Annotated in this window: 12 protein-coding genes and 4 tRNA genes; 12 read left to right on the forward strand and 4 right to left on the reverse strand. The window is 32.1% G+C overall.

Features of this window, described 5'->3' with window-relative positions; genetic code table 11:
• The coding region (locus tag L8X24_RS07705) for a cache domain-containing protein (protein ID WP_263664314.1) at window positions 1–725 on the reverse strand (725 nt) is incomplete at its 3' end.
• A gap of 417 nt (window positions 726–1,142) precedes the next feature.
• On the opposite strand from L8X24_RS07705, the gene L8X24_RS07710 reads away from it, so the two are divergent.
• The 4 genes from L8X24_RS07710 (at window position 1,143) to L8X24_RS07725 (ending at window position 1,525) form a co-directional block, all read left to right on the forward strand.
• Window positions 1,143–1,217 (forward strand) — tRNA-Gly (locus L8X24_RS07710).
• Between the two features lie 9 nt (window positions 1,218–1,226).
• Window positions 1,227–1,315, forward strand: a tRNA-Leu gene (locus L8X24_RS07715).
• Between the two features lie 16 nt (window positions 1,316–1,331).
• Window positions 1,332–1,405 (forward strand) — tRNA-Cys (locus tag L8X24_RS07720).
• A 32-nt stretch (window positions 1,406–1,437) separates the two neighbouring features.
• Window positions 1,438–1,525 (forward strand) — tRNA-Ser (locus L8X24_RS07725).
• Between the two features lie 75 nt (window positions 1,526–1,600).
• On the opposite strand, the gene ilvD is transcribed toward L8X24_RS07725, so the two are convergent.
• Window positions 1,601–3,277 (reverse strand): dihydroxy-acid dehydratase, encoded by a 1,677-nt coding sequence (ilvD, locus tag L8X24_RS07730; protein ID WP_263664315.1) that lies wholly within the window; start codon window positions 3,275–3,277, stop codon window positions 1,601–1,603.
• A gap of 134 nt (window positions 3,278–3,411) precedes the next feature.
• On the opposite strand from ilvD, the gene L8X24_RS07735 reads away from it, so the two are divergent.
• On the forward strand, window positions 3,412–4,764 hold the full coding sequence (locus L8X24_RS07735; RefSeq protein WP_412175149.1) for a Na+/H+ antiporter NhaC family protein: 1,353 nt from the start codon (window positions 3,412–3,414) through the stop codon (window positions 4,762–4,764).
• On the opposite strand, the gene L8X24_RS07740 is transcribed toward L8X24_RS07735, so the two are convergent.
• Both L8X24_RS07740 and L8X24_RS07745 read right to left on the reverse strand, forming a co-directional pair.
• Complete coding sequence (locus L8X24_RS07740; RefSeq protein ID WP_263664317.1) at window positions 4,761–5,735, reverse strand: phospholipase A; 975 nt, start codon at window positions 5,733–5,735, stop codon at window positions 4,761–4,763. The genes L8X24_RS07735 and L8X24_RS07740 overlap by 4 nt on opposite strands.
• Window positions 5,698–6,297: an NTP transferase domain-containing protein gene (locus tag L8X24_RS07745; RefSeq protein WP_263664318.1), complete on the reverse strand. Its 600-nt coding sequence runs from the start codon at window positions 6,295–6,297 to the stop codon at window positions 5,698–5,700. The genes L8X24_RS07740 and L8X24_RS07745 overlap by 38 nt, the downstream gene beginning before the upstream one ends.
• Before the next feature lie 41 nt (window positions 6,298–6,338).
• Here L8X24_RS07745 and L8X24_RS07750 point away from each other — a divergent pair, with 41 nt between their 5' ends.
• From L8X24_RS07750 to L8X24_RS07780, 7 genes are read left to right on the forward strand one after another with little or no spacing between them, the layout of a single operon-like run.
• Complete coding sequence (locus L8X24_RS07750; RefSeq protein WP_263664319.1) at window positions 6,339–7,643, forward strand: NFACT RNA binding domain-containing protein; 1,305 nt, start codon at window positions 6,339–6,341, stop codon at window positions 7,641–7,643.
• Between the two features lie 2 nt (window positions 7,644–7,645).
• Window positions 7,646–7,966 (forward strand): hypothetical protein, encoded by a 321-nt coding sequence (locus L8X24_RS07755; protein WP_039629205.1) that lies wholly within the window; start codon window positions 7,646–7,648, stop codon window positions 7,964–7,966.
• An 11-nt stretch (window positions 7,967–7,977) separates the two neighbouring features.
• The gene (locus L8X24_RS07760) at window positions 7,978–8,706 is read left to right on the forward strand and encodes a phosphatidate cytidylyltransferase (RefSeq protein WP_263664320.1); all 729 of its coding nucleotides are present in this window, start codon (window positions 7,978–7,980) and stop codon (window positions 8,704–8,706) included.
• Window positions 8,703–9,782: a 1-deoxy-D-xylulose-5-phosphate reductoisomerase gene (gene dxr, locus L8X24_RS07765; RefSeq protein WP_263664321.1), complete on the forward strand. Its 1,080-nt coding sequence runs from the start codon at window positions 8,703–8,705 to the stop codon at window positions 9,780–9,782. Before L8X24_RS07760 ends, dxr begins: the two co-directional genes overlap by 4 nt.
• On the forward strand, window positions 9,779–11,167 hold the full coding sequence (locus L8X24_RS07770) for a M99 family carboxypeptidase catalytic domain-containing protein (protein ID WP_263664322.1): 1,389 nt from the start codon (window positions 9,779–9,781) through the stop codon (window positions 11,165–11,167). The genes dxr and L8X24_RS07770 overlap by 4 nt, the downstream gene beginning before the upstream one ends.
• A complete protein-coding gene (tsaD, locus tag L8X24_RS07775) occupies window positions 11,164–12,171 on the forward strand; it encodes a tRNA (adenosine(37)-N6)-threonylcarbamoyltransferase complex transferase subunit TsaD (protein WP_263664323.1) in 1,008 nt (335 codons plus the stop codon). The genes L8X24_RS07770 and tsaD overlap by 4 nt, the downstream gene beginning before the upstream one ends.
• Entirely contained in the window at window positions 12,168–12,740 is a 573-nt protein-coding gene (locus tag L8X24_RS07780) for a prepilin-type N-terminal cleavage/methylation domain-containing protein (protein WP_318529569.1), read from the forward strand. Before tsaD ends, L8X24_RS07780 begins: the two co-directional genes overlap by 4 nt.
• Window positions 12,741–12,836: the final 96 nt, after the last annotated feature.

Genomic DNA, 12,836 nt, shown 5'->3' on the forward strand with positions numbered 1-12,836 from the left:
GAAGTAATTATTGCAATAGGTTTTAAATTTCTAATAATAGCAAATCTTACTAGAAGTAAAGCTATTATTATAGCTATAATAGCAATTATAATTTGTTGAAATAACAATCTATTTACTGCGTCAGTATATACAGATTCTTCTGTGATAGAACAGATTATATATTTAGGGTTTAAGCTTTGTGTACATGTTGCGACTTGAGTTTTACCTGTGCCATCTTTAGCATAAAATAAGGTTTCTTCTTTACTTGGATCAACTAAATCAGGATTAGCTTTTACAGCATTTGCTATATTAATGCTTAAATCGTTTTTAGTAAGCATTCTTTCTTTGTCTTCATGGAAGGTTATAACACCTTCTCTATCATAAACTGCAACATAAGAACTATTAGAGTGTCCTAGTGATAAAACATCGGTTGAAAACCTTGAAAGGTCATAATCTCCTGCTGCAACACCTATAAATTTGCCATCTGAATAAATTGGTGCGGCATATGTTACAGTTACTTGACCGCTAGAAGCAGAGACATAAGGGTCGGTAACGATTAGTTTACCAGCAGCTTTTGCTTCTTTATACCAAGGTCTATTTTTAGTATCATATCCACTTGTGATATCGCTAATAACTTTGTTAGATCTGTAAGTTTTACCAGTGTCTTCAAATCCAATGTAAACAAGCTCAAAATCTGATGATTGTTTTAAGGTGTCTAAAATATCTATAATTTCGTCTTGATGCATATTTGGCTTGGAAGAGATCGAGTGTCCAAGAGAGTTGATTGCTGCTCTTTTTGAACTACCATAAAGTTCATATACCTTTGCAACATCTAACATTGTTTTCATCTGTATTTCATACAGATAATCATTGATTGTTTTTTTAGATTCATAGTAGTTTATAACATTAACTACGGTTAAAATTGCTATAATTAACAAACAGGTTATAAATGTTAATTTACTTGATAAGCTTTTAAAGCTGAACATAAATACCTCCATTGCAATATTTTAAATTGATTAAATCAAATCCAGTTTTATAACATATTGATTATAAAAATATTATTAATTTTAATAAGTTTATTTGTTTATTGTAATTTTTTAAATTATTTTAAATTATTTTTTATATATCTTTAAGCTTTAATAGATATAATTTCAATTTTACATGCGGGAATAGCTCAGGGGTAGAGCACAACCTTGCCAAGGTTGGGGTCGCGAGTTCGAATCTCGTTTCCCGCTCCATTATCACCCGCCCGGGTGGTGGAATTGGTAGACACAAGGGACTTAAAATCCCTCGGAATTTTTCTTCCGTGCCGGTTCAAGTCCGGCCTCGGGCACCACTTTTTGGTAACTCAAGGCGACATAGCCAAGCGGTAAGGCATGGGCCTGCAAAGCCTTGATCTCCGGTTCGAATCCGGATGTCGCCTCCAATGCGATGTTAACACTTGATATTTTATTCTTTCGGGAGATGGCTGAGTGGTCGAAAGCGGCGGTCTTGAAAACCGTTGAGGGTCACACCTCCAGGGGTTCGAATCCCTTTCTCCCGGCCACTTTAACATAATTTTTCATATTTTTGTTTTCACATTTAAAAGATATTTCTTAATTTCTCTAAGAAATTAAGAAAATTATTCTAAGTCTAAAACTCCGCCTTTGCTAGCATTGCTTACAAGTTTTTGATACATTTTAAGCCATCTTGAATTTATTTGTTTATTTGGCATTTTAAAGTTTGCTTTGCGTTTGGTGATTTCATCTTGGTTTAAATTTGCATTGATACTGTAATTATCCACATCAATTTCTATCTCATCGCCATCTTCCAAAAGCGCTATAAGCCCACCTTCTGCAGCTTCAGGAGAAATGTGACCTATACTAAGCCCTCTTGTAGCTCCGCTAAAACGACCATCTGTTATAAGCGATACTTTAGCACCAAGCCCCATGCCTGTAAGCAATGAAGTCGGACTAAGCATTTCTTGCATGCCAGGTCCACCTTTTGGTCCTTCATAGCGTATCACACACACATCACCTTCTTTAACTTTACCTTTTATAATTCCTTTAATGGCTTCTTCTTGAGAATTAAAACAAACCGCTTTACCTTTGAATTTACGTTCACCCATAATACCTGCAGTTTTTATCACACAGCCTTGCTCTGCTAAATTTCCAAAAAGTATTGCAAGTCCACCTACATTCGAATAGGCATTGTCTATTTTTCTTATAATATTTTTATCTTTAATGCTAGCATTCTCAATGCGCTCTTTTAAAGTTTTTCCGCTAATATCTAGAGTATCAAGTTCTAAAATATGGCCTGGTTTTTTAGCTATTTCAGCCATTACTGCACTTACTCCACCTGCTTTGTGTATATCTTCCATATAAACAGTATTTAAAGATGGAGCAATTTTGGCTATATGAGCCACATTAGCACTGATGTGATTGAGTTCTTTTATATCCAAATTTACACCCGCTTCATAAGCAATGGCAAACATATGTAAGATAGTATTTGAGCTTCCACCCATAGCCATATCAACAACTAAAGCATTATTAATGGACTTTTTAGTAATGATATTGCGAATTTTAAAACGCTCATCTAGGGCAATCTCGCAAATTCTACGCGCAGCCTTTCTTAAAAGCTCTTCTCTTTCTTTGCTAAGTGCTAAAATAGTTCCATTTCCTTCAAGCGCTATGCCCATAGCTTCACATAAAGTATTCATAGAATTTGCAGTAAACATACCCGAGCAAGATCCACCGCTAGGGCAAGCTTTACATTCTATATCTTTTAAATCATCTTCATTGATTTTTTTAGCCTCATAAGCTCCCACTGCTTCAAAAACAGAACTTAGACTGATTTTTTCTCCATGTTTATTTACTCCTGCTCGCATAGGCCCACCGCTCACAAAAATAGTCGGCACATTAACTCTTAAAGCCCCCATGAGCATACCTGGAGTGATTTTATCACAATTTGGGATACAAATTAGTGCATCAAGTTGGTGTGCATTCATCACTGTTTCAATAGAGTTTGCAATGATTTCACGACTTGGCAAAGAATAAAGCATACCATCATGCCCCATAGCAATGCCATCATCTACACCTATAGTATTAAATTCAAAAGGAATGCAACCATTTTTGCGGATTTCATCTTTAATGATTTTTGCATATTCATTTAAGAAAAAATGTCCTGGGATGATATCTATATAGCTATTTGCTACACCTATAAAAGGCTTGTTAAAATCATCATCATTTAAGCCACATGCTCTAAGTAAAGAACGATTTGGTGCTTTTAAATGTCCTTTTTTGATCGCGTCACTTCTCATTTGTATCCTTTTTTAAAGTAAAAACTATCATTTTATGCTTTTATTTTGCAATTTTTGCTTAAATTTTTTAAACTTAAATGGTATTTTAAAGAAAATTATTTAAAATGTGCAATTATTTTGATTTAAGGAATGTAATGCTTTTAACTAATCCGGTATTTATAGGCGTTGTATTAATGACGCTTTTGTGTTTTTTTAGGTTTAATGTTTTGCTTAGTGTTTTGCTTTCTGGGCTTTTTGTAGGCGTTTGGTCTAAATTTATGCATATAGAGCATTTAACTTTGATGGAGTTTTTTACCCAACTTCCACAAGCTATGATGGATTCTATGAAAGTTTTAATTGACGGTATGCAAGGAAATTTACAAACAGCACTAAGTTATATTTTACTTGGAGCGGTGGCTGCTGCTATATCAAAAACCAATCTAACAGCATATTTGATTAAAATAGTTTCGCATTATATTTCACATAAAAAATACTTACTTATACTTTCTTTGGCATTTATTGCTTGTTTTTCACAAAATTTAATCCCTATCCATGTGGCTTTTGTGCCTTTATTGATCCCACCTTTGTTAAAGCTTTTTAATAAATTAAAAATAGATCGTAGATCCATAGCTTGTGCGCTAACTTTTGGACTTACCACACCTTATATGGTAGTGCCTTTAGGTTTTGGGCTTATTTTTCAAACTTTGCTTGTGGATAATTTAAATTCAAATGGGGTGCAAATTAGCCTAGGAGAAGTTTCTCAAACTATGGCTTTTGCGGCTATTTGTATGCTAGTTGGTTTATTTTTGGCTGTGTTTGTATTTTATGCTAAACCAAGAGAATATCAAGAAGAGCAAATTGCTAAAATGGACTTTGAAAATCTAAAAATGAGTAAAAAAGAATGGGGTGTTTTAGCTGGTCTTGTGCTGACTTTGATTTTGCAAATTTTAACGCATAATTTACCTTTATCAGGGCTTTTAGGTTTTGTATTGATGGTGGTTTTAGGTGGAGTAGAGTATAACAAAGTTAATCTAGTTTTTGATGATGGGCTTAAAATCATGGGTTATATAGCCTTTGTAATGCTTGTTGCTTCAGGGTATGGAGAGGTTTTAAAGCAAAGTGGGGGTATAGCTGAGCTTGTAAAAACAAGCGTGCCTTTTATGGAGCAAAGTCACTTTTTGGCTATTTTTATCATGCTAGCCATAGGGCTTTTAATCACCATAGGTATAGGCAGTTCTTTTGGCACTATTCCTATCATCGCTGCCTTATTTTGCCCTATATGTATAGAGCTTGGTTTTTCACCTGCTGCGATTATTTTTATCATCGGTGTTGCTGGAGCTTTAGGCGATGCAGGATCGCCTGCTAGTGAGACGACTTTGGGAGTGAGTGTAGGGCTTAATGCAGATAAGCAAGGTGATCATATAAAAGATACTTGTATACCAACCTTTTTATGCTTTAATGGCTCTTTGCTTATCTTAGGTAGTGTTATAGCGTTTTGTTTGCTTTAATACATTAGTAAAATTCCGCTTGAGAGTCTGCTTGAAGATTTATTATACTCAATAAGACTCTCGCCATATCCATTAAAATACTGAGTGTAAATATATAAGCCATTGTTAGAGATTTTATAAGCTCCGCTTATTTCCACTGCACCGCGGTTATTAGCAAAATTTAAATTATTACGCCATAGGATATTGATAAAATAATCATCTTGGGTATAAGCAAGATTGATATCAAAATTACCCAAATATTTTTCTATATCAGGATTATCATCTTCTGAGCTTTTTTCAGGAATTCTTAGCCAAACCCTAGGTATGAACACAAAGTCCCCAAAAAACCATGCATTGCTTAGATAAATTCTATTCCAAGATCTTGATTTTGGGTCATCTTGTCCGTTTGATTCGTGTAATAAACCAACGCGTACATTTTTTAAATTTTCAAAAGCTCCATGTCCGCTTATAGGAAAGTTGATAAAAAATTCAGGTAAATAGTTTGTTTCTCTAAAAGGAGCAGAATGTTTATAAAGTTGCCACCACGAAATTTGTGTATAAGCTATGTTATAGCTTTCGTTTAAACCCAAAAGATTTTCAAAAAGAGTTTTTTTAAGACTTACTTGAAATTTAGTTTCAGTGCTTTTATAATCTCTTTTGCTAAAACTATAAGAAACAGGCATAAAATAGCTAAGATTATGTGTGCTAATACCAAAAGGATTGTATGATTTTTCTGTGCCAAGATAATTTGCCAAAGCTTCGCTTCTTGGGTTAAAATCATCTATTTTATGTTCTTTTGTTGCATTTTGCTCATTGTTAAGAGAAAGTTCTAAATTTTTTGTTTTTGCTGTATCTTTTAAAGCTAAGCTTTTATAAATTTGCATAGCCTTTTTATACTCACCTTGTCTTTCATATTCTAAGGCTTGATTGATTAAATCTTCATTTGCTAAAGCACTAAAAGCACATATTATGGGTAAGATTGTCTTTTTCATGAAGCCACTTTTTGTATTCGTTAAAATAATTTAAATTTATAAACTCATTTTCATTTTTAAAATCTATAAATTCTGTTTTCATTGTATCACAAAAAAGAGCTAGTTTATGGTTATTTTCTTGTAAAAATTGCAAAGTTTTTTCAAAATTTCTACCATGATAAAATCCACATAAATAATGCTTGTGTTTTTTTGTGCTTGCTAAGAGTATATTTTGTGATTTTAGATGATGAAAAAGTTTAAAAATACTTTCTTTGCTTATACTTGGAGTATCCACGCTAAGGATAAATACATAGGTGTTTTGAAAATGTTTGAGTATGGAATTTAAGGCAATGAGTGGGGAGTAGTTGTTTAAATCCTCATCTAAAATAAGTGCTAAGTTTTTTTGATGAAATTTGTCTTTTTTAGTGCTAATAAAAACTTGATTAAAAATTCTTGACATTTTTTCATACTGATAAAGAGTTAAGTTTTTATCATCTACTTGCAATAAGCTTTTATCTTTTCCCATGCGTGAAGACTTTCCGCCACATAAAATCACGCAAGGATAGGGAATTTTTTCACTCATAAAAACCTCATAAATTCATCAAAATATTTTATAATACATTTATGAAATATACAGATTTAATACAAATAAAAGATTATTTTAAACAATTTCAAAGGCTAAATTATCTCAAACGCCTTGATGATAATATCTTAGAGCTTAGCTTAGATCATCAAGCTTTTATACTAGATTTAACACGCGGAAAAAGTGGAATTTACCAAGATAAGCTCCAAGCAAAAGCTTATAATGCACCTTTTGATTTTATGTTAAAAAAATACTTTTCTAATGCAAAGATTTTAAATTTAGAAGTATTAGAAAATAATAGAATTTTATCTTTTGAAGTTTTATCAGAAAAATCTTACAAAGCTTATGGGGCTAAGATTTATTTTGAATTTACAGGAAAAAACACTAATGTCATCATCACAGATACTAATGATATTATCATAGAAGCTTTGCGTCATATAGATAAAAGTTATCGTATTGTAAAAATAGGCGAAAAACTCCAAGCTTTAAAAGCTTATGAGATTAAAGAAGAATTTGTAAAGATTGATGATTTTAATGTGTATTTTAAAGAAAGTGCTAAAAAGTTACAGCAAGAGCGCTTAAAAGATATAAAAGAAAATAAACTTTTAAATGTAGATAAAAAAATTTTTACCCTTAAAGAGAGTATAGAAAATTTAGAACAAGAAAGCAATTTATTAAAAAAAGCTCAAGAGTTAAGCCAAAAGGCAGATGTTTTATTTGCTAATTTAAATTCTTTAAAAGATTATCAAAGAGAATTTATTTTGCAAGATTTTAATGCAAATGAGCTTGCTTTTAAGCTTGAAGATACACCTAAAAACAGCGCGAATGAATTTTACAAAATGGCTAAAAAGCTAAAACAAAAGGCTAAAAATATCAATATAGAAAGAGAAATTTTAAGTGAAAAACTTGATTTTTTAATCAATTTAAAAGATTTAATCACCAAAAGCACTTCTTTGCGAGAATTAGAAGTTTTAATGCCTAAAAAAAGTAAAAAAACCAAAAAAGAAGAGTTAAACGCAGGGGTTAGTAGCTTTTATTTTGATGAGTTTAAAATCAGTGTAGGACGCAATGAAAAAGCTAATGAGTATTTATTAAAAATAGCTAAAAAAGATGATATTTGGTTGCATGTGAAAGATTATCCTAGTGCACATGTGATCATTACTTCAAATAAATTAAAAATAAGTCAATTAGTGCTAGAATTTGCCGCAAAGCTTTGTGTGGAATTTTCCAAGCTAAGTTCTGGAACTTATTTGGTCGATTATACGAGTAAGAATTTTGTTAAAGTTAGAGAGAAGGCTTTTGTAAATTATACAAATTATAAGACTATAAGCATTTTAAAGGAGTGAATATGCCTATAAGTCCCATAGGTGGTGTTAATTATGCTAACCAAAATGCACCAGTGCATTCAGCACAAGTGAGCAATGAACTAGCAAAAGACTCTTTTGCGACTTTGGTAAATATGAGTGAGTTTCAAGCAAAGGAAAAGGCGGTTGAAAAACTTGAAAAAGTTAATCAAACTCACGAAGTAAGTGATGAGGTAAAAGAAAGACAAGAGGAAGAAAAGAAGCATTCTAAACATCATCAAGAACAAGAGCAAGAAGATGAAGATGAACAAGAAGAGCAAGAAGTAGTCAAAAAAAGCTCTCATTTGCTTGATTTAAGTATATAGAAAGGATAAAAATGTTTTCAAAGACAAGAATTCTTAGTGCTATTGTGATGATAGCTGTAATAGCTGTTGTTGCTTTAGTAGATAATTTTTTGATTAATTTTGCTATTTTTGGTGTTTTATTGTTTTTGGCATTTAATGAAGCAAAAGCTATGTTTAAAAGCAAACACGCAAGTGCTTTTATGGCTTTGTGTATTTTTGCAATAGGTGCATTTTTAGATAAACCTTTCTTTATAGGCCTTATGGCTTTGATTTTGATTTTAGGATATTTAGTTTATAAAAAAAGTGAAAATTTAAATGAGCTTATGCCTTATATATATCCTACTTTACCTATTTTAATGTTTTATCAAGTATTAAGCTATGAGGGTATGTTTGTATTGTTTTGGCTTATAGTGATTGTTGTTGCTTGTGATAGTGGGGCGTATTTTATAGGAAAGCTCATTGGTGAGAGAGCTTTTTCTCCAACAAGTCCAAATAAAACTCTAGAAGGTGTAGTAGGTGGCATAGTTTGTGCAGGGATTTTAGGAACTATTATAGGCTCTTTTGAATTTAGCTTAGTAAAAAGTATTTATATATCTTTAATCGTAGCTATTTTTGCTGTGATAGGGGATTTGCTTGAGAGTTATTTTAAAAGACAAGCAGGCATTAAAGATAGCGGTAATTTAATCCCAGGACATGGGGGAGTTTTAGATAGAATTGATGCTGTTATCATTGCAGCATTTGCAATGGCAACTTTAGTATGATTGTACTTGGAAGCACGGGAAGTATAGGGGTTAATACTCTTTTTATTGCTAAAGAAAAAAACATAAGCATAGAAGCTTTATCTTGTGGTAAAAACATCAAGCTTTTAAATGAGCAAATAGCTCTTTTTAAGCCTAAATTTGTATGTATCCAAGATGAAAAAGATAAAACCTTGGTTGATCATGATAAGATTTTTTGCGGCCAAGAAGGCTTAAAAACGATGATAGCTGAGTGTAAAAGCACTTTGGTGGTAAATGCTATAGTGGGTTTTGCAGGGTTAAGCTCAAGTCTTATGGTGCAAAAGCTTGGTAAAACTTTAGCCTTGGCAAATAAAGAAAGCCTAGTAGTAGCAGGGAAATTTTTTGACACTTCTAAGATTAAAGCCATAGATAGCGAACACGCAGCACTGAAGTGTTTGATAGATAAAAGAAAAGATATTAAAAAGCTTTTCATCACAGCAAGTGGCGGAGCCTTTTATAATTATAAAATCAAAGATTTAAAAAATGTCAGCGTAAAAGAAGCTCTTAAGCACCCCAACTGGAGCATGGGAGCTAAGATCACCATAGATAGTGCTAGTATGTGCAATAAGCTTTTTGAAATCATCGAAGCTTATCATCTTTATGGCATTAAGCAAATAGATGCTTTGATAGAAAGAAAATCTTTAGTGCATGCTTTGTGCGAGTTTAAAGACGGTGGTATGAGTGCGTATTTTTCTCATGCAAATATGCGTTTATCTATAGCTCAAGCGATTTTAGATGAGCATGATCAAAGCTTTATAGAAAATTTGGATTTATTAGCTATGCCAAGTTTAAAATTTGAAAAAATTAGTTTAAAAAAATATCCTATATTTTTACTCAAAGATGAACTTTTGAAAGAGCCTGACTTGGGCGTGATTATAAATAGTGCAAATGAGTATATGGTGTATCAATTTTTAGCTCATAAAGCGCAGTTTTTAGACATAGCTAAAGGAATTTTCAAAGCACTAGATCATTTTGGTGTGCCAAAGATTAACCAAATTGAAGATGTTTTTGAGTACGATAAGCAAGTAAGGCTTTATTTAGATAAGGAAATGAAGTGAGATATTTTTTAAGTGTTTTGATTTTTATAAATGCGGTTTTTGCTTTAGATTTTAGTGTGAAAGAAAATGGAAAAAGCTTAGATGATAATAACACAGTTTTAATCCTTGGAGGTATACAAGGAGATGAGCCAGGTGGGTTTCATGCTGCTAGTTTGCTTTTGAGTGATTATAATATCACCAAAGGTAAAATCATCGTTGCGCCAAATTTGGCTTTTGAAAGTATTATTGCAAGAAATAGGGGAAATTTTGGAGATTTAAATAGAAAATTTGCCCATATAGATGAAAGCGATCCTGATTTTCACACCATAGAGCGTATAAAAAAGCTTATTTTAGACCCTGAAGTTAATATGGTCATAAATTTACACGATGGAAGTGGTTTTTATAGACCTCAATATGAAAGTAAAGATAAAAATCCAAACCGCTGGGGCAATACTAGCATTATCGATCAAAGCGAGGTAAATTCTACTAAATATGCAGACTTAGAAAGCATAGCTAAAGAAGCGGTGGAAAATATCAATAAAGCCTTAGTAAAAGAAGAACATCAATATCATTTAAAAAACACCAAAACCCAAGAAAGTAATGATAAAGATATGTTAAAGGCTTTAACTTATTTTGTAGTGTCAAATCACAAAGCAGCCTTTGCTAATGAAGCGAGCAAAAATTTACCAACACATTTAAGAGTGTATTATCATCTTTTGGCGGTGGAGTATTATCTAAAAAAGGCAAATATAGAATTTCAAAGAACTTTTGAGCTAACTCCAAATGGGGTTTATAGAGCCATTGAAAAGCCTTTGGAGGTAAGACTTTTTAATGATAAAATTTTACTTTATCTTGACAAACCTACTAATGCTATAAATTTCTTGCCTTTCCCTGTTAATCAAGCTTTAAATTATGAAGCAAGCAATGAAATTACAGCAGTGATTTCAAATGTTAATTCATACTCAGTCAATTACGGAAATCGCTTGCAAACTAGACTATACCCTGAATACTTTGAGTTTTCAAATGCGCTAGATAGTGTTGAGATGATAGTAGATGGAAAAAACATACAAACAAATTTTGCTCAAAAAATCATGGTAAAAAATAGCTTTAAAATTCCTTCTATTGTAGGTGTAAGGGTTAATGTCATAGGTTTTGATAGGGGCAATGATGAAAGTGGTATAGAAATTAGCAAAAATCAAATGCAAAGTCGTTATTCTTTAGACAAAAAAAGAAAGATTTATAGAGTGGAATTTTATGAGTTAAAAAATGCAAATTTAGCAGATCAAGCCTTAGAAAAAAAGACAAATTTTAAAGAAATCAAAAAAGCAAACATACCTGCAAAAGCCATAGAAAAAGCAGAGCAAAAAGATAAATTTATCGGTATGATTTTAGTGGAATTTCAATGAAAAGTTTAATTCTTGCCATAGAAAGCTCGTGTGATGATAGTTCTATTGCTATCATAGATAAAAACAGCTTTGAATGTATTTTCCATACAAAGATTTCTCAAGAAAATGCTCATAGTGTTTATGGTGGGGTAGTGCCTGAACTTGCAGCAAGATTGCACAGTGAAGCCTTACCTAAAATCTTAGAAAAATGCCAAAAATACTTTGATAAGCTTTGTGCCATAGCAGTTACAAATGAACCTGGTCTTAGTGTGAGTTTAATAGGTGGGGTTGCTATGGCTAAAATGCTTGCTGTTAGTTTAAATTTACCACTTATAGCGATTAATCATCTAAAAGGACATATCTACTCTATGTTTTTAGATAAAAAAGCTAGTTTTGATATGGGTGTGTTGCTTGTAAGTGGTGGGCATACTATGGTACTTTTTATCGATAAGCAAGGTAAAATCACAGAACTAGCAAGAACAAATGATGATAGCTTTGGAGAAAGTTTTGATAAAGTAGCTAAGATGATGGGACTTGGTTATCCTGGTGGGGCTATCATAGAAAATTTAGCTAAAAATGTAAAAGAAAGTGATTTAGAATTTAGCATACCTTTACTTCATTCTAAAGACTTAGCTTATAGTTTTTCAGGACTTAAAAATCAAGTGCGTTTGGAAATTTTAAAAGAAGAGCTAAGCTCAGAGCGTAAAAGTAAAATAGCCTTTGCATTTCAAAAAGCAGCTATAGCTCATATTTTAAACAAGTTAGAAAAAATTTTTAAAGAGTATAAATTCAAACGTTTTGGCATAGTAGGTGGAGCTAGTGCAAATTTAAGCTTAAGAAGTCAAATAGAGCATTTATGCCAAAGCTATCAATGTGAGCTTTTGCTAGCTCCGCTTGAGTATTGTTCAGATAATGCTTTGATGATAGCAAGGGCAGCTTGTGAGGCTTATGAGCGTAAAGAATTTGTAAGTATTGAAGATGATCTTATAAGCCCTAAGGTGAAAAATTTACAAGGTGTATTATGAAAAAGGCTTTTACTATTATAGAACTTGTGTTTGTGGTGATTATACTTGGGGTTTTAGCAGCAGTTGCTCTGCCAAAATTTAGCGCAAGTAAAGATGAAGCAAGCACAGCTCAAGCTTTAGGAAATTTAAAAACTTTTATCAATGATGTAAGTTCTTATGTGTTAAAAAATGAAAGTCTTTCAAGTATAGCTTTGATGAGTAATGTAGCAAATATAAAAAATGAAGATTTATCAAATTTGCAAAATTCCACCAAAGAACTTGATTTTAGTGTGGGAAATGACGAGCAGTGTTTTAAGGTGCTTTTTGTAGATAAAGAAAGCATTTTGCTTTTAGCACTTATGGTAGATAATGCCCAAAAAAGTAAAGTCCAAAATATAGCAGATTTAAAAAATCAAGCTTTAAAAGATCCTAAAAATCAAAGTATAAAAACTCAACTAGATGAAGCTTTAAATGCTTTTAGTCAAAGTGAATTTGCAAGCACTTCAAAGTCTAAGGCTTGCCAAAGTTTAATCCACTCTAAAACTTTTAAAGATTTAGCTACTAGGGTGTATTTTTTAAGTGGTGGTTAAAAATACACCCCACCACTTAAATACAATTTCATTCTATGATCATCATCAAATTTATACTGATGAACAGCTCTTGCTGCATCAAGCTTTATATAATAT

Origin of the sequence: Campylobacter sp. CNRCH_2015_0814, from assembly GCF_025772765.1 — a bacterium.
In the GTDB taxonomy this organism is placed as follows: Bacteria; Campylobacterota; Campylobacteria; order Campylobacterales; family Campylobacteraceae; genus Campylobacter_D.

What these genes read in the sequence shown, in the direction of transcription:
- L8X24_RS07755 (WP_039629205.1), top strand. Translation starts at nt 7,646, where the DNA reads ATGCCTATAAGTCCCATAGGTGGTGTTAATTATGCTAACCAAAATGCA.
- L8X24_RS07750 (WP_263664319.1), top strand. Translation starts at nt 6,339, where the DNA reads ATGAAATATACAGATTTAATACAAATAAAAGATTATTTTAAACAATTT.
- ilvD (WP_263664315.1), bottom strand. Translation starts at nt 3,277, where the DNA reads ATGAGAAGTGACGCGATCAAAAAAGGACATTTAAAAGCACCAAATCGT.
- tsaD (WP_263664323.1), top strand. Translation starts at nt 11,164, where the DNA reads ATGAAAAGTTTAATTCTTGCCATAGAAAGCTCGTGTGATGATAGTTCT.
- L8X24_RS07740 (WP_263664317.1), bottom strand. Translation starts at nt 5,735, where the DNA reads ATGAAAAAGACAATCTTACCCATAATATGTGCTTTTAGTGCTTTAGCA.
- L8X24_RS07760 (WP_263664320.1), top strand. Translation starts at nt 7,978, where the DNA reads ATGTTTTCAAAGACAAGAATTCTTAGTGCTATTGTGATGATAGCTGTA.
- dxr (WP_263664321.1), top strand. Translation starts at nt 8,703, where the DNA reads ATGATTGTACTTGGAAGCACGGGAAGTATAGGGGTTAATACTCTTTTT.
- L8X24_RS07745 (WP_263664318.1), bottom strand. Translation starts at nt 6,297, where the DNA reads ATGAGTGAAAAAATTCCCTATCCTTGCGTGATTTTATGTGGCGGAAAG.
- L8X24_RS07780 (WP_318529569.1), top strand. Translation starts at nt 12,168, where the DNA reads ATGAAAAAGGCTTTTACTATTATAGAACTTGTGTTTGTGGTGATTATA.
- L8X24_RS07735 (WP_412175149.1), top strand. Translation starts at nt 3,412, where the DNA reads ATGCTTTTAACTAATCCGGTATTTATAGGCGTTGTATTAATGACGCTT.